Genomic DNA, 23,828 nt, shown 5'->3' on the forward strand with positions numbered 1-23,828 from the left:
GTCCGACGCAAGCGACGTTTTCACGTCACGGTGGTCTGTGCGGTTCGGGGATCCTGCCGAAAGCCGAGGCTGGCGAGCAGCATCCGGCGCACCTCGGCCTCGCAGCGGCGGGCCACCGCCTTGCGGTCGCTGCCGGGCGAAACGCGGATCGGCTCGCCGAACGAAATCTCGACGTCGATCGCTCCTTCGCGCAGGAAGGCCGACAGATGCGGCATCAGTTCGACCTCGCCGGGCCAGGCCGCGAGCGGGCGGCCGAAGCGCCCGAGCGCCATGCCGTTGGCGCCGACATAGGCGATCGCGACCGACTGGACGAGCACCTCGGCGGCGCTGGACGCCCTGAGTGCCGCCTGCGCCGCGCCGAAGAGCGCCGTCTTGAACGGCAGCACCGTGTTGCCGTCCGAGGTCGTGCCTTCGGCAAACAGCACCATCGCGTCGCCGGCTCCCAGCCGTTCGGCGATGGAATCGGCCTGCGCGCCGGTGCGCCCACGCGCGCCGCGCTCGACGAAGACCGTGCGCTGGAGGCGCGCCAGAAGCCCGAAGACGGGCCAGCCCTCGACGTCGGATTTCGCGATGAAGGACAAGGGCATCACCGAGCCGAGCGCCATGATGTCGGCCCAGGACTGGTGGTTGGAGACGAGAAGCAACGGGCGACCGGCAGCGGGCGCGCCGCGAACATGAACCCGCAGGCCCGCCACGCGCACCGCGATGCGCTGCCAGAGGAAGGGAAGATACCCCGCAAGCTTCCACCGGAAGCGGATCGCGAGAAGCTGCAGCGGCGTCAGGACCAGCGTCGTCAGCGCCAGAACCAGCGCGATCCCGGCCAGCCGCGCCCGCGCGACGGGATCGCGCGACGGCGAGCCCGGTTCCGCCTCGCGCGTTCCTCCGGCGTCAGTAAGGGCCAAGGGTCCGCTTCAGGATCAGGGCGTTCTGCCGCTGCCCGTCGGCGCCGACATAATAGGCCGGCCGCCGCCCGACCTCCTCGAAGCGCAGGTGCCGGTAGAGCTTGAGCGCCGGCGCGTTGGTCTCCTCGACCTCGAGGAAGAGGCTCGCGGCGCGCTCGGCATGTAGGTGCTGGAGGACGTTGTCCATCAGGAGCCGCCCAAAGCCCTTACCGCGCGCGGCGCGGTCGACGACGATCGTCAGGATCTCCGCCTCGTCGGCGGCGGTGCGGAAGAGGACGACGCCGAGCGGCCGGACGTGGCCCGTGCGCCGCACGACGAAGCCGAAGGTGCCGTTTTGGGACAGGAGCGAGGCGAATTCGTCGCCGGACCACGGTTGCGAGAACGCCTGGCTGTGCAGCGCCGCCGCCCATTCGACGTCGTCGGCCGTCATCGGCTCGGCGACGTGATCGACCGGCGTGACGAGACTGTCCCAGAAGGACAGGGTCCAGGCCCATGGCAGATACCAGTACATGCCCTCCTCCTCCGGAAGGATCGCGGCCGGACCGGAATCGCCGGCCAAGCCACGACTATCGGCCTCAAGGGTTAACGGCGCCTGTCGAAACCGCGGCCCGAAGTCCGGCCGGCGTCTGCGCCTTGGCGTCCGCTCCTCTCAAGTAGAGCGGAAGCGGGGGTGCGGCGACGGGACGGGACGCGGCAAGACGCGCGAGAGCGCGGATCGACGCCGAGCCTTCCTGGCTGGCGATGCGGGCCGCGTCGAGCCCGAGCCGTTCCGCGGCGATCACGGCGCCCGACCCGACGAGACGAAAATCGCCGGGCGCCAGCGCCGCGAGCCCGGCCAGGGCGTCGGGCGACAATGCCTGCGGCGCGGCGATCGCCCGGCCGCCCTGCGCAAACAGCGCTGCATAGACCTCGCCGCGCTTGGCGTCGTGGACGGCCAACACCGCTCCATCGCCCCAGAAAGGTTCGGCCTGCGCCTCCAGCGTGGTGACGCCGACGCTCGGCACCCCGAGCGACAGCTCGAAGCCGCGTGCGGCCGCGACCGCAACGCGGATGCCGGTGAAGGAGCCGGGACCGATGCCGACGCCGAGCTTGGCGATGTCGCCCCAGGCCGCGCCGGCCAGCGCCAACGCCTCGGCCACCGTGTCCATCAGGACCTCGGCATGGCCCCGGCCGATCACCGGATCGACCACCGACAGGATCTCGCCGTCGTCCAGGCGCAGGATCGCGGCCGAGCAGCGCTCGCCCGCCGTGTCGATCGCCAGTAGCAGGCCGCCGCTCATCGGACGATCCGATAGGTCAGGCCGCTTCCATCGCCTCCACGGCCTCGACCTCGGGCACGAAGTGGCGCAGGAGGTTCTCGATGCCGTGTTTCAGGGTCGCGGTGGAGGACGGGCAACCGGCGCACGAGCCGCGCATGTTGAGGAACACGACGCCGTCGCGGAAGCCGCGGAAGGTGATGTCGCCGCCGTCCTGCGCGACCGCCGGGCGCACCCGGGTCTCCAGGAGTTCCTTGATGGTCGAGACGACGGTCTCGTCGCCCGGCTCGAAGAACTCCTCGCCCGAATCGTCGGCTTGAGCCCCGCCCGCGGCGCCCGGCGCCATCACCGGCTCGCCCGACAGGAAGTGCTCCATCAGACCCGCGAGGATCGCCGGCTTCAGGTGCTGCCAGCCGGTCTCGTCCTTGGTGACGGTGACGAAGTCGTAGCCGAAGAAGACGCTTCGCACGCCCTCGATGCCCATCAGCTTGGCGGCAAGCTTCGAGCGCGCCGCGGCGTCCGCTGCGTCGAGGAACTCCGCCGTGCCGTTTTCCAGCACCACCCGGCCGGGCAGGAACTTCAGGGTTTGCGGATTGGGAGTGGATTCGGTCTGGATGAACATGGGCACGCCTCGGTTCAGCGGCGGAAGGTCGTGGTCTCCAGATAATCGCCGCGGGCTGCGGCCGCAAGCGAACGGCGGAAAGACGCTCTGTTCGAAAGCCAAGGCAGGCTTGCATCCGAGCGTTCCCTCAGCGATGGAACGGCCTCGCTCGCCCTCGAACCCGTTGCCTGCCCGATGATCGCGCTCGCCCGACGCCTACTGCCCGACCTTCCCCCTGTCAGCTGGCAGGAGCGGCTGCGCGTCGTCCTCGGCGCGCTCGTCGGGCTGATCGTCACGGGCCTCGTCTGCCGGGCGGCGGTGGGGCCGGGCTCGGCGCTGCCGATCCTCGTCGCGCCGATGGGCGCCTCGACCGTTCTCCTCTTCGCGGTGCCGGCAAGCCCCCTCGCGCAGCCCTGGTCGATCCTCGGCGGCAACACGATCGCCGCGCTCATCGGGGTCGGCGTGCGGATGCTGGTGCCCGACCCGATGCTGGCGGCGGCCATGGCGGGCGCGGCGGCGATCCTCGCGATGCTCGTCCTGCGCTGCCTCCATCCGCCGAGCGGCGCGGTGGCGCTGACGGCGGTGCTCGGCGGACCGGCTGTCGTCGACCTCGGCTTCGGTTTCGCCCTGTGGCCGGTCGCGGCGAACTCGGCGCTCCTCCTCCTCACCGCGCTCGCCTACAACAACCTGACCGGGCGCCCCTATCCGCACCGCGCGCCGCGCCCGGCGGCCGGGCACGCAACACAAGACCCGCCGCCGAGCGAGCGCATCGGCTTCTCGACCGCCGATCTCGACGCGGCGCTCGCCGAGACGGACCAGCTTCTCGACATCTCGCGCGCCGACCTCGAAGCGCTTCTGCGGCGCACGGAGCTGCATTCCTTCGCGCGGCGGGCGCGGGCGACGCGCGCGGCCGACATCATGTCGCGCGATGTCGTCGCGATCTCGCCCGACGCCTCGTTCCGCGAGGCGCTTGACACCTTGCGCCGCCACCACATCAAGGCGTTGCCGGTGACCGACGACAGCGCGCGCGTCGTCGGCATCCTCACGCAGACCGACCTTCTCGACAAAGCCGCCTGGGACGCGCGCGGGCCCCGCATGGGCGCACGCGAGCGCGTGGCGCTGACGATGCGGCGCGGCCGGGCGCCGGCCGCCAGCGTCGCCGACATCATGACCGCGCCGGTGACGACGATCGGGCCGGACGAGGCGATCGCCGACGTCGTGCCGGCGATGTCGGCGCTCGGCATCCACCACCTGCCCGTCACCGGACCGGACGGACGCCTCGTCGGCATCGTCTCGCAGACCGACCTCGTCGTGGCGCTGCTGGCCGATGCCGCGCGGCGCGGGGAGACGACGGACTGACGCAAAGAGAGGCGGCGCCGCAGCGCCGCCCCTTCCCTTCACCGGTGCCGAGCGATCAGCTCTCGAAGCGCTCCTTGCGCAGCGAGCCGTCGGCATTGAGCTCGATGCGCACGTCGCGGCCCGCGGCGTCCTTGGCATCGGCCTCCACGTGGTTCTTCTTCACCTCGAAGTCGCCGCCATAGGTGTAGCCGAGCTTCTCGATCGCGGCGCGCGCCGCGTCCTCGGCCATCGGCGCGACGTAGGGCTCGCGCTCGGCGAGGCGGTTGTCCTCGTCGACCTTGACCGCCCACATCTGGCCCGCGGCATCCTTGGCCGTGAACTCGGCGTGGTGCTTCTTGGTGTCGGTGAGCGTCACCTCGGTGTAGCCGGCGTCGGTCAGCGCCTTGGTCGCCGCCGCCTCGTCGACGCCGCCGCCGAACCAGCCGCGATCAACGCGCTCCTCGCGCGGGGGCGGCGGGCCGTCCTCGCCGCGGGGGCCGTGGCGCGGACCGTCGCGATCGGGACCGCGACCCGGGCCACCGGGTCCGCGCGGGCCGTCACGCTCCGGGCGCGGGCGCTCCAGCGCGATACGCTCGGCGCCGCCGACGCTGATCGAGCGGGCATCGATCTGGCCGCGCTCGAAGCGCCCGTCGACCGACACCGTGTCGCCGACCTTCACGAGATCGCCGCGCTCGCCGCGGGGTCCGAGCTCGATCAGCGTGCGGCCGGTCGCATCCTCCAGCACGAAGCGGTTGCCGAAGACCTCGGCGACGCGCCCTTCGAGGCGAAGATCGTTCATATCGCGCAGCTCGTTGACGGTGGCGGTGCGGGGGACGGGCGGGGCGGGAGGTGTCACGCCGGTGGTCGCGCCTTGGGCGAAGGCCAGCGTCGAGCCGGCGAGGAGCGGAACCGCGAGGGCGGCGAGGCCGAAGCGGCGCTTGGGCGAGAGGGTCGTCTTCATGATCGACAAATCCTTGTCGGTTGCGGATGACGCTCCTTCTATCCCCCGGCCTGAAACCCCTCCTGAACCGCGCGGTTCAGGTTCCGTTCAGCTGTCCGGACTAGGCGGGCGGCGATCGAAACAAAGGACGACCCCTCTCATGCGCGTGCTTCTGGTCGAGGACGACGCGGGCCTGGCCGCCGAGATCGCGGGCGCGCTGCGGGCCGAGAACTTCGCGGTCGATCACGCCGACAACGGCATCGACGGCCTGCATCTCGGCGACACCGAGCTCTTCGACGCGGCGGTGCTCGACCTCGGATTGCCCGGGCTCGGCGGCATCGAGGTGCTGCGCGGCTGGCGAACTGCCAAACGCGACCTGCCGGTCCTGATCCTCACCGCGCGCGACGGCTGGAGCGACAAGGTGCAGGGGTTCAAGGCCGGGGCCGACGACTATCTCGTCAAGCCGTTCCGGGTCGAGGAGCTGGTGATGCGCCTGCGCGCGCTGGTGCGCCGCTCGCGCGGCCACGCCGACGCGCGCATCGCCTGCGGCCCCCTCACCTTCGACGCGCAGGTCGGCACGTTCGAGCGCGACGGCCTGCCATTGAAGCTGACCGCGCTGGAATGGCGCGTCCTCTCCTGCCTGATGCTGCGCAAGGAGATCGTCGTGCCCCGCGCCGACCTCATCGAGCGCGTCTACGAGGGCGACGCCGAGGTCGATTCGAATTCCGTCGAGGTCATCATCGCGCGGCTGCGCCGCAAGATCGGCCATGCGATGATCGAGACCGTGCGCGGCCTCGGCTATCGCCTGACGGCCAGCGGGGAGCCGGGATGACGCCCCATCGCCCGCCGCCCCCTCCGCCGCATCCGCACGCCCCCCCGCCTCCACCGGCCCGCCCGCGCGCGCTGCGCGACCTGTCGCTTCGGGCACGGCTTACCCTGTCGGCAGCGCTCTTCGTGCTCACGGCCATCGTCGTCACCGGCGTCCTCATCGGAACGGTGCTGGAGCGGTTCGTGCGCGGCGAGGTCGCCGGCCGTCTCGACCTGCAGATCGCGACGCTCCAGACCGCGCTGCTCACGCCCCCGCCTCCTGACGAGCCGCGTCGCGGACGGCGCGCGCCCGAGCCGCCTTCGCTCGCGCGCGCGCTCGCCGAGGTCGACGGCGCCCCGTTCGACCGTCCGCGCGGCGACTGGTTCTGGCAGGTGGACGTGGACGGCCGGGCGCTCGCACGCTCCCGCTCGCTCGGCGGGCGCGATCTCGCCCACGACGGCGACGACGCGTTCTCGATCGGCGGCGGTCCCGACCGCCTGGACCTCGGGCGCGGCCCGAACGGCGAGGCGATCGTCCTGCGCGAGGACACCATCGATCTGCCGGGCGGGCGGGAGGCACGCATCCTCGTCGCCGCCCCGCGCGGGGCGATCGACAACCCGCTGCGCGACGTCACGCTCCAGGTGGCAGCGACCCTCGCCGGCCTCGGAGCGCTGCTCGTCGCGGCCATCTTCGCGCAGGTCCGCTTCGGCCTGAAGCCGCTCGACCGGCTGCGCACCGCGCTCGTTCGCGTGCGCTCGGGCGAGCGCGAGACGGTGGAGGGACGCTATCCCGCCGAACTCGAGCCGCTGCAGCGCGAGCTCAACGCGCTGATCAAGCAGGACGCGGCCAACCTTCGCCAGTCGCGGCTCCATGTCGCCAATCTCGCGCATGGTCTCAAGACGCCGCTTGCCACGCTCTCGGCCGCCGCCGAGCGCCTGCCCGATCCCGACGCGCGCGCCCGCTTCCTCGACCTCTCCGCCCTGATGGACCGGCGGGTGCGCCATCACCTCCGCCGGGCCCGCTCCGCCGCGCTGGGCGGCCCCGTGCGCCAGCGCACGGATCTCGCTGGCCATGCCGAGGACCTCGCCTCGACGCTCCGAAAGTTCGATCCGCGCGTTGCGATCGAGACGCGGCTGGCGCCCGGCCTCTTCGTCGCGGTCGATCAGGAGGATCTCGACGAGATGCTCGGCAATCTTCTCGACAATGCCTGCCGGCACGCGGCCGGGCGCGTCGTTCTGGAGACCCATCAGGAGGGCGCGCAGGCCGTGGTGCGGATCGCCGACGACGGGCGGGGCCTCTCGGCGGACGAGATCGCCGCCGTCCTCCAGCCCGGCCGCCGGCTCGACGAGACGAGACCCGGCCACGGGTTCGGCCTGCCGATCACCGCCGAGATCGCCGGCCTCTACGGCGGGCGTCTCGCGCTCGGCCGCGCGCCCGAAGGCGGGCTCGAGATGCGACTGACGCTGCCGCTCTCGGCCGCCGGCGCCTGACCTCTAGCAGAGGCTCTCGATGTCCTCGTCGGTGAGCGTCGCAGGGACGATCGTGACCGGGACCGGGAAGGCCGAGCCGGAGCCCGCCACCGCCGAGACCAGCGGCCCCGGCCCCTCGGCGGCGTCGCTCGCAGCCAGCACCAGGATCGCGATCTCGCGGTCGGCCTCGATCAGGCCGCGGATCTCGGCCACCGTCTTGCCCTCGCGCACCAGCGTCTCGGGCTCGATGCCGACCGCCTCGCGCACCTCGTCGGTCACCCGCGCCATGCGCGTTTCGGCCTCTTCCATCGCCTCGGCGCGCATGATGTCGCCGACCCCCAGCCATTGCTGGAAGTCCGCGCCGTCGATCACGTAGAGGAACACCACCGCGCCGCCCGACGCCTTGGCGCGCCGCGCCGCATAGGCAGCGGCCCGCCCGCATTCGGGCGTCTCGTCGATGACGGCCAAGAACTTGCGGCGGCCGCCTTCGCCGCGCCCGAGTCGCTTCGATACCATGGCCGGACCATGCCAGCGCCGCGCCGGGGCGGCAAGCGGGCGGGCGGGCGTGGAGAGGCGGGGCTGCCGCCCCGGTCCCCGCTCGGGAAGGAATTCTCGAACCCTTCTTCTCATTTGACGACTTTTCCAGGAGTGACGGGGGCCGCTGGCCCCCGTCACTCCTGGACACTCTTCGAGTGAGGCGGGTCCAGGGACATCATGTCCCTGCCGGGGTGCAGCGGCAGCGCCCCTGCCTCACCCCCTACCCGTTCAGCAGCCCGACGATGGACTTCACGTCGGCGAGCGTGCGGCCGGCGATGGCGCGGGCGCGCTCCGCGCCGTCGCGCAGGGTCCGGTCGATCTCGGCGGGATCGTCGAGGATACGGCGCATCTCGGTCGCGATCGGCGCGAGCTTGGCGACCGCGAGGTCGGCGAGCGCCGGCTTGAACTCGGAGAACGGGCGGCCGCCGTATTCGCCGAGGATGTCGGCCTTCGACCGGTTGTCGAGCGCGGCGAAGATGCCGACGAGGTTGTCGGCCTCGGGGCGCCCGGCGAGGCCCGCGGTCTCGGAGGGCAGCGCGTCCGGATCGGTCTTCGCCTTGCGGATCTTGCGCGCGATCGTCTCGGCGTCGTCCGTCAGGTTGATGCGGCTGAGGTCGGACGGGTCCGACTTCGACATCTTCTTCGAGCCGTCCTTGAAGCTCATGACGCGCGTCGCCGGCCCCTCGATCAGGGGATCGGTCATCGGGAAGTAGCCCTGCACGGTCTCGTCGCCCATCGCGATCGGGTGCCCGAGGCCCTTGCCCGCGATGCGGTCGGAGTAGTCATGGTTGAACTTGGCGGCGATGTCGCGCGTCAGCTCCAGATGCTGCTTCTGGTCCTCGCCGACCGGCACGAGCGTCGCACGATAGGCGAGGATGTCGGCGGCCATCAGGCTCGGATAGGCGAAGAGCCCGAGCGAGGCGCGCTCGCGATCCTTGCCGGCCTTTTCCTTGAACTGCGTCATGCGTTCCATCCAGCCGAGGCGGGCGACGCAGTTGAAGATCCAGGCGAGCTCGGCGTGCTCGGGCACCCGGCTCTGGTTGAAGAGGATGTGCTTCTTCGGGTCGATGCCGCTCGCGATGAAGGCGGCGGCCACCTCGCGGATCGAGCGCTCCAGTTCCTCCGGCTCCTGGAACACGGTGATCGCATGGAGATCGACCACGCAGAACAGGCAGGGGTACTCGTCCTGCAGCGCGACCCAGCGCCGGATCGCGCCGAGATAGTTGCCGAGATGCAAGTTTCCGGTCGGCTGGACGCCGGAGAACACGAGCGGCTGGAACGCGGCCATGGGACAGCTCCGAAGGCTTCAGCGGCCGTGGCGGCCGGTCGCGCGCTTATGGCGAAGCGGGACGCGCGCGGCAAGTCGCGCGGTATGGGAACGACAGACGTCGCCGGGCGAACGCCGGGGGTCGCCGAGCGAACGCACAGCGTCGCCGGGAACCAACCGCACAACCCTTGCGTCTTCGCTGCACACCCGCCGCGTCCAGCAGCGGCTGCACGAGACACGAGGAGACCGCCCCATGAGCTTCTTCGACCGCATCAAGTCCAAGATCTTCGGCTCGGCCCATGCCGAGACGCCGGCCACCGAAGCCGCGCCGCAGGCCGGCACCGGCCCCGCCGCGACGCCGGCCTCGACCAGCCTTGGCGGCACCGCCGCACCCGCCGGCCAGGCGAGCGCGCCGAGCCCGCAGATCACGGCGCCCGCGAGCGGTGCGCCCGGCACGTCCGAGGTCGTGTCGCCCGCGACGGCGGGAACGTCGAGCCCGGTCGCCTCGACGCCCGGCGCGTCCGGCCTTCCCGCCTCGGCGTCGGCGGGCGCGGTGGATGTCGCCGCGATCCTCGACGGTAAGGCCAAGGGGGCCGGCCAGACGCTCAACTGGCGTCACTCGATCGTCGACCTCCTGAAGCTCCTCGACCTCGATTCCAGCCTCTCGGCGCGGCAGGAGCTGGCGAAGGAGCTCGGCTACACCGGCGACCACAACGATTCGGCGGCGATGAACACCTGGCTCCACCGGCAGGTGATGACGAAGCTCGCCGCCAACGGCGGCACGGTGCCGGCCGAGTTGCGCGACTGACGATCTCGGAGCCGGGCGGCCCTAGCCGGCCGCCCGTTTCCGCCGCACGAGCTTGAGCACCATGGCCCGGTCGGCGGCCCCGGTCAGGAAGGCCAGCGCGAAGTAGATCAGCATGGCGACGCCCGCGAGCGCCAGGACGGCCAGCGACTGGTGGATGACGTTGGGGTCGGACCCCATCCAGCGCTCCAGCGCCTCCAGCATCACGAGGAGCGCGCCGCCCATCAGGGCGGCCGACAGGAACACCAGCCCGGCGCGGCGCAGGAGCTTGCCGTCGACGTGCCACAGCCCCTGGCGGCGCAGCCCCTCGAAGAGAAGCGCGGCGTTGATCCAGCCGGCGAGCGTCGTCGCGAGCGCGATGCCGCGCTCGGCGTAGAACCAGAACAGGGCGACGGACAGAACGGTGTTGGCGAGCGCCGAGATGCCGGTGACGATCATCGGCGTGCGCGTGTTCTCGCGCGCGAAATAGCCGGGCGAGAAGACCTTGATGAGGACGAAGGCCGGCAGGCCGAGGGCGTAGAGGCCGAGGACGGCGGCGACCTTCTCGGTCGTGTCCGGCCCGAAGGCGCCGCGCTCGTAAATCAGGCGGATGATCGGCTCCGGCATCACGAAGAGCGCGACGGCCGCCGGCACGGTCAGGAACAGCGCGAACTCGAGCGAGCGGTTCTGCGCGTGCTGCGCCTCCTCCAGTCGCCCCGCCTTCAGGGCGCGGGCGAGCTCGGGCAGGAGCACGACGCCGATCGCGACGCCCACCATGCCGAGCGGCAGCTGGTAGGGCCGGTCGGCATAGGTGAGGATCGACACCGCGCCGGGCTGGTAGGAGGCGATCGCCTGGCCGACGAAGAGGTTGATCTGGGTGATGCCGCCGATGAGGGCGGCGGGACCGGCGAGGATCAGGAGCCGTTTGAGGCCCGGCGTCCAGCGCGGCCGCCCGAGCGAGACCGAGAAGCCGGCGAGCCGCATGGCGAGCGTCACCATCAGAAGCTGGCCGATGCCGGCGGCCAAGACGCCCCAGCTCATCAGGAAACCGATCGTCTGCTGGTCGGCCTGCGTCCACCAGGCATAGGCGAGGACGCCGATCAGGATGAAGTTGAGGAGGGTCGGCGCGGCCGCGGCCGCGAAGAAGCGACGGAACGCGTTGAGGATGCCCGACACCATCGCCATCAGCGACATGCAGGCGAGATAGGGAAACATGATGCGCGAGAAGGCGACGGTGATGCCGAAGCGATCCTCGCAGGAGAGCTGCTGGCGAAGCGTCTCGGGGTCGTCGATGCAGGCGGCCAGACCCGGCGCGATGATCGTCTTCACCAGGAACGGCATGAAGATCATGGCGACGACGGTCAGCCCCGTCAGGACCACGAAGAGGGTGGCGAAGATCTCGGACGCGAAGCGCCGCGCGCCGGCCTCGCCCTCCTCCTCCAGCGAGCGGGCGAAGAGCGGGATGAAGGCGGCGTTGAACGCGCCTTCCGCGAACAGGCGCCGGAAGAGGTTGGGAAAGCGGAAGGCGAGGTTGAAGGCGTCCGCGACCGGCCCGATGCCGAGCGCGGACGCCATCATCATCTCGCGCGTGAAGCCGAAGACGCGGCTGACGAGCGTCGCACCGCCGACGGTGGCGAATTTCTTGAGAAGGCTCACGAGACGATCCCGAAGGCGACCGGCGTCGGCTTGACGGAGGGCGAGGAAAGCTCCCCGTCCGGGTCCTCGAAGACCGACAGGAGACGGCGGCGGATGCGATCCAGTCGCCCCTCGCCCGTCACCTTCATGCCGAGAAGGTCGGTGACGTAGAAGACGTCGACCACCTTCTCGCCATAGGTCGAGATGTGGGCCGACCGGATGTCGAGCGACAGGTCCGAGATCGCGCCGGTGAGGTCGGCGAGCAGCCCCGGCCGGTCGAGCCCCTCGACCTCCAGCACCGTCAGGCGGTTCGACAGCTCGTTGTGGATGTCGATGCGCGGCGGGAAGGCGAAGGACGGGCTGGTGCGGGGCGAGCGTCGCCGGGCGATCAGCGCGGGAATCGCCTCGCGCCCGTTGAGGAGGCTCTCGATCGTGGCCGCGATCCGCGTCGCGCGGCGAAGTTCGTCGGCGTCCTCCGCGAACTCGCGGTTCAGCGTGACGATATCGAGCGCCCGTCCGTCGGTCATCGTGAAGATCTGCGCGTCGGCGATGTTGGCGCCCGCCGAGGCGCAGCCGCCGGCGATCAGCGACAGGAGGCGCGGATGGTCGGGCGCCAGCACCGTGATCTCGGTGACGCCCCGGAACCTGTCGGTTCGGGCGATGGTGGCGAAGGTCCGGCCCGCCGCGTCGCGCACGAACTCGGCGTGGCGGACCTGCTCGTCGATCGGCACCGACAGGAAGTAGTTCTGATAGTGCTGGTCCACCGCCGCCTCGCGCGTCTCCGCGTCCCAGGCCGACAGGCGCGCGCGAAGCTCGGCCTTGGCGGCCTGCGTGCGCTGCTCGCGCGAGGATTCCGAATATCCGCCGGTCAGCATCGGCTCGGTCTCGGCATAGAGCGTGCGGATGAGCTGGCCCTTCCACCCGTTCCAGACGCCGGGGCCGACCGCGCGGATGTCGCAGACCGTCAGGATCGTCAGGAGCTTCAGCCGGTCCAGCGTCTGCACGCGCGCGGCGAAGTCGCGGATCGTCTTGTGGTCGTTGAGGTCGCGCTGCTGCGCCACCATCGACATCACGAGGTGGTCGCGCACCAGCCAGGCGACGAGCTCGGTCTCGCCGGCATCGAGGCCGAGGCGCGGGCAGAGCTCTTCGGCGATCTCGGCGCCCGCCACCGAATGGTCCTCCGGCCGGCCCTTGGCGATATCGTGGATGAGAAGCGCGACATAGAGCGGCACGCGGTCTCGGATCGTCGAGATGAAGCCCGAGGTCACCGGCAGTTCGCCGCCGAGATTGCCGCGCTCGAGCTTGGAGAGTTCCGCGATCGAGCGCAGGAGATGCTCGTCCACCGTGTAGTGGTGGTACATGTTGAACTGCATCATCGCGACGATCTTGCCGAAGTCGGGCACGAAGCGGCCGAGCACCCCGGCCTCGTTCATCCGGCGCAGGTGGAAGGCCGGGTCCTCGCGGTCGGTCAGGACGTCGATGAAGAGGGAGTTGGCTTCCGGGTTGCGACGCAGGTCGTTGTCGATGAGGCGCAGCGAACGGCGGATCAGCTTCAGGGCGTCCGGGTGATACTCCAGCCGATGGACCGCTGCGAGCTTGAAGATGCGCAGGAGGTTGACCGGGTCCTGAGCGAAGACATGCCGGTCGGCGACGTTGATGCGGCCGTTGTCGACGAGGAACGAGAGCGTGCCGGGAATGTGGCGCGAGCGACGGCGCAGCGACTGGACGAAGCCGCGGATGCCCGGCATGTCCTTGGCCTTCTCCTCCTCCAGCGCCGCGCAGAAGATGCCGGTGAGGTCGCCGACGTCTTTCGCGATCAGGAAGTAGTGCTTCATGAAGCGTTCGACGTCGGTGAGGCCCGGATGCGACGTGTAGCCGAGGCGCGCGGCGATCTCCGGCTGGATGTCGAAGGACAGGCGCTCCTCGGCCTTGCCGGTCAGGAAGTGCATGTGGCAGCGCACGGCCCAGAGGAAGTCCTCGGCCTTGCCGAAGATCTGGCCCTCGCGCCGCGAGAATACGCCGGCCGCCACCAGCGCCTCGCGCGTGTCAACGCGGTAGTGGTCCTTGGCGATCCAGAACAGGGTGTGGAGGTCGCGAAGCCCGCCCTTGCCTTCCTTGACGTTGGGCTCGACGAGATAGCGCGTGTCGCCGCCCTTGGCGTGGCGCGCGTCGCGCTCGGCGAGCTTGGCGGCGATGAAGGCGCGGCCCGTGCCCTCGACCACCTCGGCGTCGAAGCGTCGACCGAGCTCGGCGAAGAGCTCGGCATCGCCGCAGATCAGCCGCCGCTCCAGGATCGCGGTGCGGATGGTGAAATCGCTCTCCGACAGGCGCACGCTCTCCTCGACCGAGCGGGTCGCGTGGCCGACCTTCAGGCCGAGGTCCCACAGGAGATAGAGGAGGTACTCGGCGACCTGCTCGCCGAGCGCCGTCTGCTTGTAGGGCAGGAGAAACAGGAGATCGATGTCGGAGCCGGGCGCCAGCGTCCCGCGCCCGTAGCCGCCGACGGCGAGGATCGCCATGCGCTCGCCGGACGACAGGTTGGTCGCGGCGAAGACATGGCAGAGGGCGAAATCGTGGACGGCACGGATCAGCTCGTCCTGCAGTGCCGAGATGCGCGCGGCGCAGGGCAGCCCCCCGCCGTCGGCGAACAGCATGGCCTCGGCCGCCTTCCGCCCGGCGACATTGGCGGCCTTGAGGACGGCCAGCACCTTGGCGCGCACCTCGGGCGTGGCGCACGCCCCCGGCTTTTCGGACGGTACGAGGGCCCAGAGCGCCGCGCGCAGCGCCGCCGGGTCGACGATCTCGGCAAGGCGCAGGTCCTCGCCGTCGAGCGGATGGCGCGCCGCAAAGCGGATGCCGGGTTTGGAGTGAACGCTCATCGGACTGCCTCATGCCGGCGCAACGCCGCCGCCGGTGGGCGGGCGTGAAAGCCCGTCCGTCCGGCGGCGGCGCTCTAGCATGGGCGAGCCGCCCTGACAAAAGGTTGCGCCGGGAAGACCTCCACCCGGCGCGTCCGGGGTCAGGCGCCGACGATGGTCCCGCCGTTCGGGTGCATCACCTGACCGGTGAAGTAGGAGCCGTCCTCCGAGGCGAGGAACAGGAGCGCGGAGGCCACCTCGTTCGGCTGGCCGGCGCGCTTCATCGGCACCTGGCTGCCGAAGCTTGCGACCTTCTCCTCGTCCATCGCCATCGGGATGAAGGGCGTCCAGATCGGCCCCGGCGCGACGCCGTTCACGCGGATGCCCTTCTCCACCAGGTTGGAGGCCATCGAGCGCGTGAAGGCGGTGATGGCGCCCTTGGTCGAGGAGTAGTCGATCAGGGTGTCGTTGCCCTTGTAGGAGTTGACCGAGGTCACGTTGACGATGGCGGCGCCGCTCTTCAGGTGATCGAGCGCGGCCTGCGTCATGTAGAAGTAGCCGTAGATGTTGGTCTCGAAGGTCTTGGCGAGCTGCTCCTCGGAGATCTCTCTGAGATCCTCCACCTCCTTCTGGTGGGCGGCGTTGTTGACGAGGATGTCGAGCTTGCCGAACGTGGCGACGGCCTTGTCGACGGCGTCCTTGCAGGCGGCCTTGGAGCGGACGTTGCCCTTGATCAGGAGCGCCTTGCGGCCTTCGCGCTCGACCAGCGCCTTGGTCTCCTCGGCGTCGCGGTCCTCGTCGAGATATAGGATCGCGACATCGGCGCCCTCGCGCGCGAAGAGGACGGCGGTGGCGCGACCGATACCGGAATCCCCGCCCGTGATGATCGCCGTCTTGCCGGCAAGGCGACCGGACCCCGGAAAGCGCGGCTCGTAGTCCGGCCGCGGCGTCATCTCGTGCTCGAGGCCGGGATCGCGGGACTGGTGCTGGGGGGGAAAGTTCGACATGGCGCATGGCTCCTTCTGCGCGCCGCCGGGGCGGCGCATCCGGGCAAGGAAGGCCGAGGCGCCCGGGGCGTTCCCGCTTCGGCCGCCGCGCAAAGCGTGGCCGGGCAACGATCCGGGCGACGCGTCAGGGCTTTGCGGCGACGAGCCCCTTGAGCCGATAGAGCGCTTCCAGCGCCTCGCGCGGGGTCAAGGCGTCAGGGTCGAGCGCGGCGAGCGCCTCCAGCGCGGGCGACGGGGCCGGGGCGGCAGGCGCGCGGGCGGCCTGCGAGAACAGCGGCAGGTCGTCGAGGAAGGCGGTGCGCTTCTCGCCCTGGCCGGACCGCTCGAGCTCCGACAGGATCTGCCGCGCCCGCTCGACCACGGCCGGCGGCAGGCCGGCGAGGCGCGCCACCTGGACGCCGTAGGAGCGGTCGGCGACGCCCGCTGTCACCTCATGGAGGAAGATCACCTCGCCTTCCCACTCCTTGACGCGCACCGTCGCGTTGCGCAGGCGCTTCAGACGCCCGGCCAGCGCCGTCATCTCGTGGAAGTGGGTGGCAAACAGCGCGCGGGCCCGGTTCGCCTCGTGCAGGTGCTCGACGGCCGCGAAGGCGATCGACAGGCCGTCATAGGTCGAGGTGCCGCGCCCGATCTCGTCGAGCACGACCAGCGTGCGCTCGGTCGCCTGGTTGAGGATCGCCGCGGTCTCGACCATCTCGACCATGAAGGTCGAGCGGCCTTCGGCGAGATCGTCCGACGCGCCGACGCGGCTGAACAGGCGGTCGACGACGCCGATATGAGCCTTCGTCGCCGGCACGAAGGCGCCGATCTGGGCGAGCACCGCGATCAGCGCGTTCTGGCGCAGGAAGGTCGACTTGCCGCCCATGTTAGGACCGGTGATCAGCCAGATCGCGCCGGCACCCCCCACCTTGCCGGACACACCCTGCGGCGGCGACAGGTCGCAGTCGTTGGCGACGAAGGACTGGCCGCCCCCCTTCAGCGCCGCCTCGACCACCGGATGGCGGCCGCACTCGACGAAGAAGGCGAGCGAGCCGTCGACCGCGGGCCGGACCCAGTCCGCGGCGACCGCAAGTTCGGCAAGCCCCGCCGACACGTCGATCACGGCGAGCGCGTCGCTGACGGCGCGGATGGCGTCGATCTCGGCGAGCACCGCCTCGCGCAAGGCGGAGAAGAGCCCAAGCTCGATCGCCAGGGCCTTCGAGCCCGCCTCGGTGATGCGGGCCTCGAGGTCGGCGAGTTCCGGCGTCGAGAAGCGCATGGCGGAGGCGAGCGTCTGGCGGTGGTGGAAAGCGCCGCCCGCCAGCATCGCCGGCCCCTGCGCCTCCGGCACCTCGACGAAATAGCCGAGAACGTTGTTGTGCTTGACCTTCAGGGAGCGGATGCCGGTCTCGCCGGCATAGCGCGCCTGCAGTTCGGCGACGACGCGGCGCGAATGGTCGCGCAGCGCCCGCGTCTCGTCGAGTTCGGGATCGGCCCCGGCGCGCACGAAGCCGCCGTCGCGGCGCTGGAGCGGCAGGTCGTCGGCGAGCGTGTCGGAGAGGCGGGCGGCGAGCGCCTGCGGGCGGGCATCGAGCGCGGCGAGGGCTTCCGCCAGTTCGCGCCCGAGGTCGGCGCCCGCGAGTTCGCGCGCGATCGTCCCTGCCCGCGCGAGCCCCTCGGCGAGCGCGCCGAGATCGCGCGGCCCGCCGCGATCGAGGCCGAGCCGCGACAGGGCGCGATCGATGTCGGGCAGGCCGCGCAAGCATTCGCGCAGGCGACGGCGCAGCGTGCTGTCCTCCACGAGGCTCGCCACGCTGTCCTGCCGTTCGGAAATCCCAGCCGGGTCGGTCAGCGGCAGGGCGAGCCGTGCGCCGAGAAGCCGCGAGCCCGCGCCCGTCAGGCAGCGGTCGATGGTGGCGAGCAGCGAGCCCTGCCGCTTGCCCGCGACGGTGCGCGTCAGCTCGAGGCTCGCGCGCGTCGCGGGGTCGATCCTGAGATAGGATCCCGCTTCCACGCGGCGCGGCGGCGAGAGCGGCGGATGGGCCTTCAGCTGCGTGCGCGCGAGATAGGCGAGAAGCGCAGCGCCCGCCGACAGCTCGGCGCGCCCGAACGTGCCGAACCCGTCCAGCGTCGAGACGCCGAAGAAGCGGCACAGGCGCTCCTCGGCCGTCGCCCCGTCGAAGAGCACCGCCGGCTCGACGCGCAGGCGCCGCCCGAGCCGCTGCACAAGCGGGCCGAGCGCCTCGTCGGTGGCCAGCGTGTCGGCGACGACGACCTCGGACGGCTCCATCGCGAGGACGTCGGCGGCGAGCTGGTCGGCGCTCGTCTGCGCGATGCGGAAGAGGCCGGTCGAGAGGTCGGTCCAGGCGATGGCGTAGGCGCCCGCCGCCCCGCCGATGCGCGACAGGCACATGAGGTAGTTCGGCCGGCCGGGCTCGAGCAGCGTTTCCTCGGTGATCGTGCCGGGCGTGACGAGGCGCACCACGTCGCGCCGCATCACCGACTTGGCCCCGCGCTTCCTGGCCTCGGCGGGGTCCTCGACCTGCTCGCAGACTGCGACGCGAAAGCCGAGGCCGATCAGCTTCTGCAGGTAGTCGTCGGAGGAGACGACCGGCACGCCCGCCATCGGGATGTCGGCGCCCAGATGCTTGCCGCGCTTCGTCAGCGTGATGCCGAGCGCTGCGGAGGCCGCCACGGCGTCGTCGAAGAACAGCTCGTAGAAGTCGCCCATCCGATAGAACAGGAGGCAGTCGGCGTGGCGTTCCTTGATCTCGAGGAACTGCGCCATCATCGGCGTCGGCGCGTCGCCGGCGGCGGCGCCTTGCCCCGCGTCGGGGGCCTGTGGCGGTTCGCGGTCGGGTCGCAGGATGTCGAGCATGGATGCATGGATAACGGCGCCCGCCTCGTCGCGGAAGCCGTCCGCTCCCTGCCGTCCCCAGGATTTCGGAGGGAACACGCACCATTCATCGAGCATTCAACAACCGCATGCGAGACTGATGGTCTGCAGGCGTCCATGATTTTGCCGAAGGCTGGTGCTAGAACACGATCAGGATGGATTTTGCTCGATGCGCGGTGCTGAAGGCTGCGCGTCCGGGGACAGGCGATGACACGGATCGACGGATTTTCGAGGATCGGCGGGGCGGCGCTGGCGGCGCTCGTTCTCATGGGCGGGCTCATGGGCGGCGCCGGCACCGCGCTGGCGCAGGACCAGAAGGAGCGCGTCAACGTCTACCAGTACGCGGTGGACCACCCGCAGGCCGACGCCCAGATGAAGAGCGCGCCGAGCCTCGGCGCCTCGGTTCCCCAGGCGGTGGAACTCGCGCGCGTCGAGGGCGAGCAGGACTACGGCTACTTCTATTTCGACGGACGCCCGGTGCTGGTCGACATGCGCACCCGCTCGGTGGTCCGCGTCGACCAGTAGGCTTCGGCTCGCAGCCGGGCGGCTTCGGTCCGCCGCCCGGACGGCCTCAGGCGGCGAAGCGGCTGGCGTCGGCCCCGTAATGGCTGACGTAGCGCGGGTTGATCCGCGACACCGGCAACACCACGAGAACGTCGGTGGTGCCGAACTGGTGGTCGACCACCGCATCCTCGCCGACATAGCCGCCGATCCGCAGGTAGCCTTTCAGGAGCGGCGGCAGCGTGCCGAGCGCGCGTTTGGGGTCGGCGCAGACGGTGCCGGGCGGCAGCGTCGAGCGGCGTCCGGTGACCGCGCGCACGCGCCACTCGTCCGGCGCCGGCGCGCTGTCGCGCAGGAGCGCCAGGGCATCCGACAGCTTGGACAGGTCCGTGCCGGCGAGCGAGGCGCAGCCGAACAGGACGTCGATCCGGTGCTCCAGCACATAGGCCCAGATGCCCTGCCACAGGAGCTCGACCGTGCGCTTGCCGCGATACTCGGGCAGGACGCAGGAGCGGCCGAGCTCGAGGAAGCGCAGCCCCGCATGGCGCGCGACCAGACGGTCGATCTCGAACTCGCCGGCCGTGTAGAAGCCGGGTGAGCGGCCCTTGGTGGCCTGTCGCAGGAGACGATAGGTGCCGACGATCTGCGCCGTGCCCTCGCCCGCCCTTGCACGGTCGAAGACGAGGAGATGGTCGCAGAAGCGGTCGAACCCGTCGGCGTCGCGACGCGTCATCTTCTGGAGCGGCGAGGGCTTCGCGCTCATCTCCTCGTAGAAGACGTGATAGCGCAGTTCCTGCGCCGCGCGGATCTCGGCCCTGGTGCGGGCGAGCCGCACCTCGAGCCCGCCGAGGCGGCCGAGGACGGGCGCGCGCGGGTCGAGCGGCGCGGCGAGGCTGCGCGGCGCCGAGGGGATCAGCGAGAGCATGCGCTTCGACAGGGGCTCGCCGGTGCGTGCGGCGTGCGATCCCCAGGTGGCGGCAAATCCCATCTTCGCGTCTCCTGCCGGCGATCGAACCATCGGGTCGCTCTCGAATTAGCCGAAGGCGGCGACGGTTTCGTGACGAGCGTGTTGCGTCGAGACGGCCGCGCCGGATGGCCTGCCCCGTGTTTCCGCCCGTTTCACGAAGACGTCAACTGTCCGCCGTCTTGCCGCCCTCGGCGTCGCGCTTCTTCCGGTGGAGGACGAACTCGTCGAGGAGGATCAGCGCCGCACCGACCGAGATGAACGTGTCGGCGAGGTTGAAGACGGCAAAGCTCCAGACCGGCGTGTGGAAGAGGATGTAGTCCACAACATAGCCGAGCGAGACGCGGTCGATCAGGTTGCCGATCGCGCCGCCCACGATGATGGCGAAGCCGAACTGCGTGAGCTTGCGGTCGGCGGGGGTGTTCCACCAGAGCCAGCCGACGAAGCCGAGCACCACGACCGAGATCGCGGCGAGGCCGAGCCCGTGGAAGCCGTCGAGCATCGAGAAGGCGATGCCCTCGTTGCGGGCGTGGAAGAGCGCCAGGAAAGGCAGGACCTCGATCGCCTCGCCGAGCCCCATCGTGTCGACCACGAGGCGCTTGATGCCCTGGTCGACCGCGACCGCGAGCGCGACGATCGACAGGGCGGAAAGAAGCCGGGGCCTCACAGCGCGAGGCTCCCGCGGCGCGCCTCGAAGATCATCAGGCCGGTGGCGACCGCAAGGTTCAGGCTGTCGGCACGCCCGGCCTGGGGAATGCGCACCAGGGTGTCGCAGGCGCCGGCGAGCGTATCGGACAGGCCGGACTGCTCGTTGCCCATCAGGAGAAGCGTCGGCTTCGACCCATAGGCGGGCTTGCGGAAGTCCGTCTCGCCGCGCATGTGCGTGCCGACGACGAGGCCGGAGAAACCCTTGCGGAAGGCGAGGAAGGCGGCCTCGTCGACCTTGGCGACGGGCACGGCGAAGATCGACCCCATCGTCGCGCGCACGGCCTCGAGCGAGAACGGATCGACGCTCTCGCCGACCAGGACGACGCCCTTGGCGCCCGCGGCATCGGCGGTGCGCAGGATCGTGCCGAGATTGCCGGGATCGCGCACCCGGTCGAGGACGACCAGCAGCCCGTCGCGGCCGAGGTCGATCCGGTCGAGCCGCGTCGTCTTCTGCCGGAACACGCCGATCGCGCTCTGCGGGTTGTCGCGGCGCGAGATCGCGGCGAGCACCTTGTCGCTGGCCTCCAGGACATCGGCACCGCCGGCCACCGTACGCGCGGCGGTCTTCGACAGGAGGTCGGAATGCAGCTGCGTCTTGGCGGCGATCAAGGTGTCGATCGTCCAGCCCGCGTCGAGCGCGTCGATCACGAGCTTCAGCCCCTCGGCGAGGAACAGGCCGGTCTCCTCGCGGTGCTTCTTGAGCGCGAGGTTGCGGATGTCCTTGACGATCGGGTTGGAGACGCTCGTCACCTCCTTGACCCGGCCGGGCGGCGAGGTGGCGGGGCGGCGGGGGGCTTCGCGGTCGGTCAAGCGGACACCCATCTGGAAAAGAGCGAGGTGGACAGGTGGCGGGCGTCCTCGCCCTCCTCCCGGATGACGAGTTCGCCCGATTCCACGGTGCCGCCGAGGCCCCGCATCGCCTCGCCCATCAGCGCCGAGAGCGAGTAGAACGAGGAGCGGATGGAATAGGCGGTGAGGACCAGCGCGAGCGGGCGGTCCGACAGAAGCTGGCGCATTAGGACGAGAAGATGCGGCAGATCCTCGAAGAGCTGCCAGACCTCGCCCTTGGGCCCGCGGCCGAACTTCGGCGGATCGAGGAGGATGATCTCGTAAGCCGAGCCGCGGCGCGCCTCGCGCTCGGCATAGCGCACGGCGTCCTCGCAGATCCAGCGGATCGGCGCGCCGGACAGGCCGGCGAGTTCGGCGTTCTCGCGGGCCCAGCCGATGGCGCGCTTCGAGGCGTCGACATGCGTCACCTCGGCGCCCGCGCGCGCGGCCAGAAGCGAAGCGAGGCCTGTGTAGCCGAAGAGGTTGAGGACGCGCACGGGCCGCTGGTGCCGCTCGCGCTCGCGCTCGATCGTCTCGGTCATGAACCGCCAGTGGACGGCCTGCTCGGGGAAGACGCCGACATGCCGGAACGAGGTGAAGCGGCCGAGATAGGGCAGGCCGTCCTGGCGCATCGGCCAGGTCTCGCCGAGCGCCGTCGCGGGAAAGCGCCAGCGGCCGGCGCCCTCCTCGTCGGTGTCGCCGGTGAAGATCGCGTCGGCCCCGTCCCACCGGGCGGCCGCCATGCGCCGGGGCCAGATCGCCTGATTCTCGGGGCGGCGGATCGTCAGCGGTCCGTAGCGCTCGAGCTTTTCGCCGTCGCCCGAATCCAGGAGCGCGTAATCGGCGCCCGGCTCGACCTCGAGGACGACCGGCGCCCGGAAGGCGGGACGCTCCCCCTTCGGCCACTCGACGGCCGGACGGTCGCGGCGGTTCTCGCGCGCGATCTCCTCGACGCTTTCGCGCCGCGGTGGCTCGGCGGCGGCGGCCGGCGCGGGCGGGCGCGGCCTCTCTCCGGTCGCCTTGGCCGGTCGCGAGCCCGGCCGCTCCGCCGGGCGCTCACGTTGATCGGGCTTGCCCGGCCCCTTGGATCTGTCGTTCCTCATGGGCGGCTCATAGCGTATCGCGGGGGAGGACGGCAAACGGTGCCGGCTTGGCAAAGCGCCTCGCCGGTTCCATTCTCCCGCCGTGCCGGCCACAGGGCCGGCGGGGAGGATAGGACATGGATCTCAAGGGCGAATACCGCCTGCCCGCGCCGCGCGAGACGGTCTGGGCGCTGCTCAACGACCCGGCGGTTCTGAAGGCATGCATTCCCGGCTGTCAGGAGCTGGAGGTAACCGGCGAGAACGAGATGGCGGCGACCGTGGTCGCCAAGGTCGGACCGGTGAAGGCGACGTTCACGGGGCAGGTCCGGCTGGAGAACATCGTTCCGCCGGAGAGCTATTCGATCGTCGGCGAGGGCAAGGGCGGCATCGCGGGCTTCGCATCCGGCGGCGCCGACGTGCATCTCGCCGACGAGGGCGCCGAGACGGTCCTCACCTATACGGTGGACGCCAAGGTCGGCGGCAAGATCGCGCAGCTCGGCGGACGCCTCGTCGATTCGTCCGCCAAGAAACTCGCCGGCCAGTTCTTCGACAATCTGGCCGCCCGCGTCAGCGGCGAAGAGCCGGCAGCCTCCGCGGCGGCCGACGCCTGACGTTTAGATCGCGGCTGGCCTGGACAGGGCCGGCCGCGCCTCGACGGGCGCAGCCAGCGCCGGGCCGGACGGGCGCACCTCTTCCTCGCGCATGCGGCGCAGGCGCTCGTTGCCGACGGCGACCTCGTGGCGGAGGTTCTCGACCTCGTCGGTCCGGCGCGCGGCGCGCGCGCGATAGTGATGCTGGGTGAACCAGGTGCCGAGACCGCCCAGAATCAGGCCGACGATCACCGCGCCGATCAGGAGCACGAAGAGCGGTATCTCGTAGACGAATTGCGGCAGGGTGCCGATCGGATCGAGCGACACGGGCACCGGGGCCCGGTTGGCGACGCAGAACACCACGAGCAGGATGGCCAGCGGCCCGAGCACGAGAAGGGTGAGGATCTTCGAGATCATGGTCTGTCCGTCTTGAAGGGCGCGAGGCGACGGGCCGCCCGGCCGCACGCCCGCGTGTCCGGGCACCGGGTTTAGGTATGAAGGCCGGGCCCCGCGTCAATCGCCCTGCAGGCGACTGCGTGGCCGAAGGCTCAGGCGTCGTTCAGGCGCTCGCGCAGTTCCTTGCCGGTCTTGAAGAAGGGCACCCACTTCTCCTCCACCTCGACCGCCTCGCCGGTGCGCGGATTGCGGCCGGCGCGGGGCGGGCGATTCTTCACCGAGAAGGCGCCGAAGCCGCGCAGCTCCACCCGGTTTCCGTCGCAGAGCGCCTGCGTGATCTCGTCGAAGATCGCGTTCACGATGGTCTCGACATCGCGCTGGTAGAGATGCGGATTGCGGCCGGCGATGATCTGCACGAGCTCTGACTTGATCACGATACGTTGTCCCCGGAGCGCAACCCGAAGGCGCGTCGGCCGCACGCG

Annotated in this window: 23 protein-coding genes; 6 read left to right on the plus strand and 17 right to left on the minus strand. The window is 70.9% G+C overall.

Annotated features, from left to right (window positions below):
- Window positions 1-20 precede the first annotated feature (20 nt).
- From ASF65_RS20270 to ASF65_RS20285, 4 genes are all read right to left on the minus strand, one after another.
- On the minus strand, window positions 21-824 hold the full coding sequence (locus ASF65_RS20270; RefSeq protein ID WP_055893784.1) for a lysophospholipid acyltransferase family protein: 804 nt from the start codon (window positions 822-824) through the stop codon (window positions 21-23).
- Window positions 825-888: 64 nt separating this feature from the next.
- Window positions 889-1,461: a GNAT family N-acetyltransferase gene (locus ASF65_RS20275; RefSeq protein WP_244486873.1), complete on the minus strand. Its 573-nt coding sequence runs from the start codon at window positions 1,459-1,461 to the stop codon at window positions 889-891.
- A 16-nt stretch (window positions 1,462-1,477) separates the two neighbouring features.
- Window positions 1,478-2,182 (minus strand): tRNA (adenosine(37)-N6)-threonylcarbamoyltransferase complex dimerization subunit type 1 TsaB, encoded by a 705-nt coding sequence (tsaB, locus tag ASF65_RS20280; RefSeq protein WP_055893592.1) that lies wholly within the window; start codon window positions 2,180-2,182, stop codon window positions 1,478-1,480.
- Between the two features lie 16 nt (window positions 2,183-2,198).
- Complete coding sequence (locus ASF65_RS20285) at window positions 2,199-2,780, minus strand: NifU family protein (RefSeq protein ID WP_055893595.1); 582 nt, start codon at window positions 2,778-2,780, stop codon at window positions 2,199-2,201.
- 174 nt (window positions 2,781-2,954) lie between these two features.
- Here ASF65_RS20285 and ASF65_RS20290 point away from each other — a divergent pair, with 174 nt between their 5' ends.
- Complete coding sequence (locus ASF65_RS20290) at window positions 2,955-4,118, plus strand: HPP family protein (protein ID WP_055893598.1); 1,164 nt, start codon at window positions 2,955-2,957, stop codon at window positions 4,116-4,118.
- A 55-nt stretch (window positions 4,119-4,173) separates the two neighbouring features.
- Here ASF65_RS20290 and ASF65_RS20295 read toward each other — a convergent pair whose 3' ends face one another.
- Window positions 4,174-5,058, minus strand: coding sequence for a hypothetical protein (locus ASF65_RS20295; RefSeq protein WP_156369406.1), 885 nt, complete (start codon window positions 5,056-5,058; stop codon window positions 4,174-4,176).
- Between the two features lie 139 nt (window positions 5,059-5,197).
- Here ASF65_RS20295 and ASF65_RS20300 point away from each other — a divergent pair, with 139 nt between their 5' ends.
- Window positions 5,198-5,869, plus strand: coding sequence for a response regulator transcription factor (locus ASF65_RS20300; protein ID WP_055893605.1), 672 nt, complete (start codon window positions 5,198-5,200; stop codon window positions 5,867-5,869).
- On the plus strand, window positions 5,866-7,335 hold the full coding sequence (locus tag ASF65_RS20305; RefSeq protein WP_055893607.1) for a HAMP domain-containing sensor histidine kinase: 1,470 nt from the start codon (window positions 5,866-5,868) through the stop codon (window positions 7,333-7,335). Before ASF65_RS20300 ends, ASF65_RS20305 begins: the two co-directional genes overlap by 4 nt.
- Window positions 7,336-7,338: 3 nt before the next feature.
- Here ASF65_RS20305 and ASF65_RS20310 read toward each other — a convergent pair whose 3' ends face one another.
- On the minus strand, window positions 7,339-7,830 hold the full coding sequence (locus ASF65_RS20310; RefSeq protein WP_055893609.1) for a universal stress protein: 492 nt from the start codon (window positions 7,828-7,830) through the stop codon (window positions 7,339-7,341).
- Between the two features lie 241 nt (window positions 7,831-8,071).
- Window positions 8,072-9,139, minus strand: coding sequence for a tryptophan--tRNA ligase (gene trpS, locus ASF65_RS20315; RefSeq protein ID WP_055893611.1), 1,068 nt, complete (start codon window positions 9,137-9,139; stop codon window positions 8,072-8,074).
- 232 nt (window positions 9,140-9,371) lie between these two features.
- Here trpS and ASF65_RS20320 point away from each other — a divergent pair, with 232 nt between their 5' ends.
- A complete protein-coding gene (locus tag ASF65_RS20320; protein ID WP_055893613.1) occupies window positions 9,372-9,926 on the plus strand; it encodes a DUF3597 domain-containing protein in 555 nt (184 codons plus the stop codon).
- Between the two features lie 21 nt (window positions 9,927-9,947).
- Here the strand turns inward: ASF65_RS20320 and murJ are convergent, their stop codons facing one another.
- The 4 genes from murJ to mutS form a co-directional block, all read right to left on the minus strand.
- Entirely contained in the window at window positions 9,948-11,558 is a 1,611-nt protein-coding gene (gene murJ, locus ASF65_RS20325; protein WP_055893617.1) for a murein biosynthesis integral membrane protein MurJ, read from the minus strand.
- Window positions 11,555-14,416, minus strand: coding sequence for a [protein-PII] uridylyltransferase (locus ASF65_RS20330; RefSeq protein ID WP_055893620.1), 2,862 nt, complete (start codon window positions 14,414-14,416; stop codon window positions 11,555-11,557). Before ASF65_RS20330 ends, murJ begins: the two co-directional genes overlap by 4 nt.
- Window positions 14,417-14,556: 140 nt before the next feature.
- Window positions 14,557-15,402: an SDR family oxidoreductase gene (locus tag ASF65_RS20335; protein ID WP_055893791.1), complete on the minus strand. Its 846-nt coding sequence runs from the start codon at window positions 15,400-15,402 to the stop codon at window positions 14,557-14,559.
- Between the two features lie 124 nt (window positions 15,403-15,526).
- Entirely contained in the window at window positions 15,527-18,172 is a 2,646-nt protein-coding gene (mutS, locus tag ASF65_RS20340) for a DNA mismatch repair protein MutS (RefSeq protein ID WP_244486883.1), read from the minus strand.
- Between the two features lie 312 nt (window positions 18,173-18,484).
- Here mutS and ASF65_RS20345 point away from each other — a divergent pair, with 312 nt between their 5' ends.
- Window positions 18,485-18,802 (plus strand): DUF1236 domain-containing protein, encoded by a 318-nt coding sequence (locus tag ASF65_RS20345; RefSeq protein WP_055893625.1) that lies wholly within the window; start codon window positions 18,485-18,487, stop codon window positions 18,800-18,802.
- 46 nt (window positions 18,803-18,848) lie between these two features.
- Here ASF65_RS20345 and ASF65_RS20350 read toward each other — a convergent pair whose 3' ends face one another.
- From ASF65_RS20350 to ASF65_RS20365, 4 genes are all read right to left on the minus strand, one after another.
- Window positions 18,849-19,703 carry a GNAT family N-acyltransferase gene (locus tag ASF65_RS20350; protein ID WP_055893794.1) on the minus strand — a complete coding sequence of 285 codons (855 nt, stop codon included), beginning with the start codon at window positions 19,701-19,703 and terminating at the stop codon, window positions 18,849-18,851.
- A 205-nt stretch (window positions 19,704-19,908) separates the two neighbouring features.
- Window positions 19,909-20,409, minus strand: a complete 501-nt coding sequence (gene lspA / locus ASF65_RS20355) for a signal peptidase II (RefSeq protein WP_055893628.1) — start codon at window positions 20,407-20,409, stop codon at window positions 19,909-19,911.
- Window positions 20,406-21,272 carry an RNA methyltransferase gene (locus ASF65_RS20360; protein WP_055893631.1) on the minus strand — a complete coding sequence of 289 codons (867 nt, stop codon included), beginning with the start codon at window positions 21,270-21,272 and terminating at the stop codon, window positions 20,406-20,408. Before ASF65_RS20360 ends, lspA begins: the two co-directional genes overlap by 4 nt.
- Window positions 21,257-22,381 carry a class I SAM-dependent methyltransferase gene (locus tag ASF65_RS20365; protein WP_055893634.1) on the minus strand — a complete coding sequence of 375 codons (1,125 nt, stop codon included), beginning with the start codon at window positions 22,379-22,381 and terminating at the stop codon, window positions 21,257-21,259. Before ASF65_RS20365 ends, ASF65_RS20360 begins: the two co-directional genes overlap by 16 nt.
- A 116-nt stretch (window positions 22,382-22,497) precedes the next feature.
- Between ASF65_RS20365 and ASF65_RS20370 the strand changes: the two genes are divergently transcribed.
- Complete coding sequence (locus ASF65_RS20370; protein WP_055893637.1) at window positions 22,498-22,971, plus strand: carbon monoxide dehydrogenase subunit G; 474 nt, start codon at window positions 22,498-22,500, stop codon at window positions 22,969-22,971.
- 3 nt (window positions 22,972-22,974) lie between these two features.
- Here ASF65_RS20370 and ASF65_RS20375 read toward each other — a convergent pair whose 3' ends face one another.
- Entirely contained in the window at window positions 22,975-23,367 is a 393-nt protein-coding gene (locus ASF65_RS20375) for a LapA family protein (protein WP_055893639.1), read from the minus strand.
- A gap of 131 nt (window positions 23,368-23,498) precedes the next feature.
- A complete protein-coding gene (locus tag ASF65_RS20380; RefSeq protein WP_055893642.1) occupies window positions 23,499-23,780 on the minus strand; it encodes an integration host factor subunit beta in 282 nt (93 codons plus the stop codon).
- Between the last annotated feature and the right edge of the window lie 48 nt (window positions 23,781-23,828).

The organism is Aureimonas sp. Leaf324 (assembly GCF_001423245.1).
In the GTDB taxonomy this organism is placed as follows: Bacteria; Pseudomonadota; Alphaproteobacteria; order Rhizobiales; family Rhizobiaceae; genus Aureimonas.

Excerpts from the sequence above, each read along its gene's own strand:
- ASF65_RS20285 (WP_055893595.1), bottom strand. The coding sequence starts at position 2,780 with ATGTTCATCCAGACCGAATCCACTCCCAATCCGCAAACCCTGAAGTTC.
- ASF65_RS20335 (WP_055893791.1), bottom strand. The coding sequence starts at position 15,402 with ATGTCGAACTTTCCCCCCCAGCACCAGTCCCGCGATCCCGGCCTCGAG.
- ASF65_RS20375 (WP_055893639.1), bottom strand. The coding sequence starts at position 23,367 with ATGATCTCGAAGATCCTCACCCTTCTCGTGCTCGGGCCGCTGGCCATC.
- ASF65_RS20360 (WP_055893631.1), bottom strand. The coding sequence starts at position 21,272 with ATGGGTGTCCGCTTGACCGACCGCGAAGCCCCCCGCCGCCCCGCCACC.
- ASF65_RS20305 (WP_055893607.1), top strand. The coding sequence starts at position 5,866 with ATGACGCCCCATCGCCCGCCGCCCCCTCCGCCGCATCCGCACGCCCCC.
- ASF65_RS20310 (WP_055893609.1), bottom strand. The coding sequence starts at position 7,830 with ATGGTATCGAAGCGACTCGGGCGCGGCGAAGGCGGCCGCCGCAAGTTC.
- ASF65_RS20320 (WP_055893613.1), top strand. The coding sequence starts at position 9,372 with ATGAGCTTCTTCGACCGCATCAAGTCCAAGATCTTCGGCTCGGCCCAT.
- tsaB (WP_055893592.1), bottom strand. The coding sequence starts at position 2,182 with ATGAGCGGCGGCCTGCTACTGGCGATCGACACGGCGGGCGAGCGCTGC.
- ASF65_RS20370 (WP_055893637.1), top strand. The coding sequence starts at position 22,498 with ATGGATCTCAAGGGCGAATACCGCCTGCCCGCGCCGCGCGAGACGGTC.
- ASF65_RS20365 (WP_055893634.1), bottom strand. The coding sequence starts at position 22,381 with ATGAGGAACGACAGATCCAAGGGGCCGGGCAAGCCCGATCAACGTGAG.
- ASF65_RS20295 (WP_156369406.1), bottom strand. The coding sequence starts at position 5,058 with ATGAAGACGACCCTCTCGCCCAAGCGCCGCTTCGGCCTCGCCGCCCTC.
- ASF65_RS20330 (WP_055893620.1), bottom strand. The coding sequence starts at position 14,416 with ATGAGCGTTCACTCCAAACCCGGCATCCGCTTTGCGGCGCGCCATCCG.
- trpS (WP_055893611.1), bottom strand. The coding sequence starts at position 9,139 with ATGGCCGCGTTCCAGCCGCTCGTGTTCTCCGGCGTCCAGCCGACCGGA.
- ASF65_RS20345 (WP_055893625.1), top strand. The coding sequence starts at position 18,485 with ATGACACGGATCGACGGATTTTCGAGGATCGGCGGGGCGGCGCTGGCG.
- ASF65_RS20290 (WP_055893598.1), top strand. The coding sequence starts at position 2,955 with ATGATCGCGCTCGCCCGACGCCTACTGCCCGACCTTCCCCCTGTCAGC.
- mutS (WP_244486883.1), bottom strand. The coding sequence starts at position 18,172 with ATGATGGCGCAGTTCCTCGAGATCAAGGAACGCCACGCCGACTGCCTC.
- ASF65_RS20300 (WP_055893605.1), top strand. The coding sequence starts at position 5,198 with ATGCGCGTGCTTCTGGTCGAGGACGACGCGGGCCTGGCCGCCGAGATC.
- ASF65_RS20350 (WP_055893794.1), bottom strand. The coding sequence starts at position 19,703 with ATGCTCTCGCTGATCCCCTCGGCGCCGCGCAGCCTCGCCGCGCCGCTC.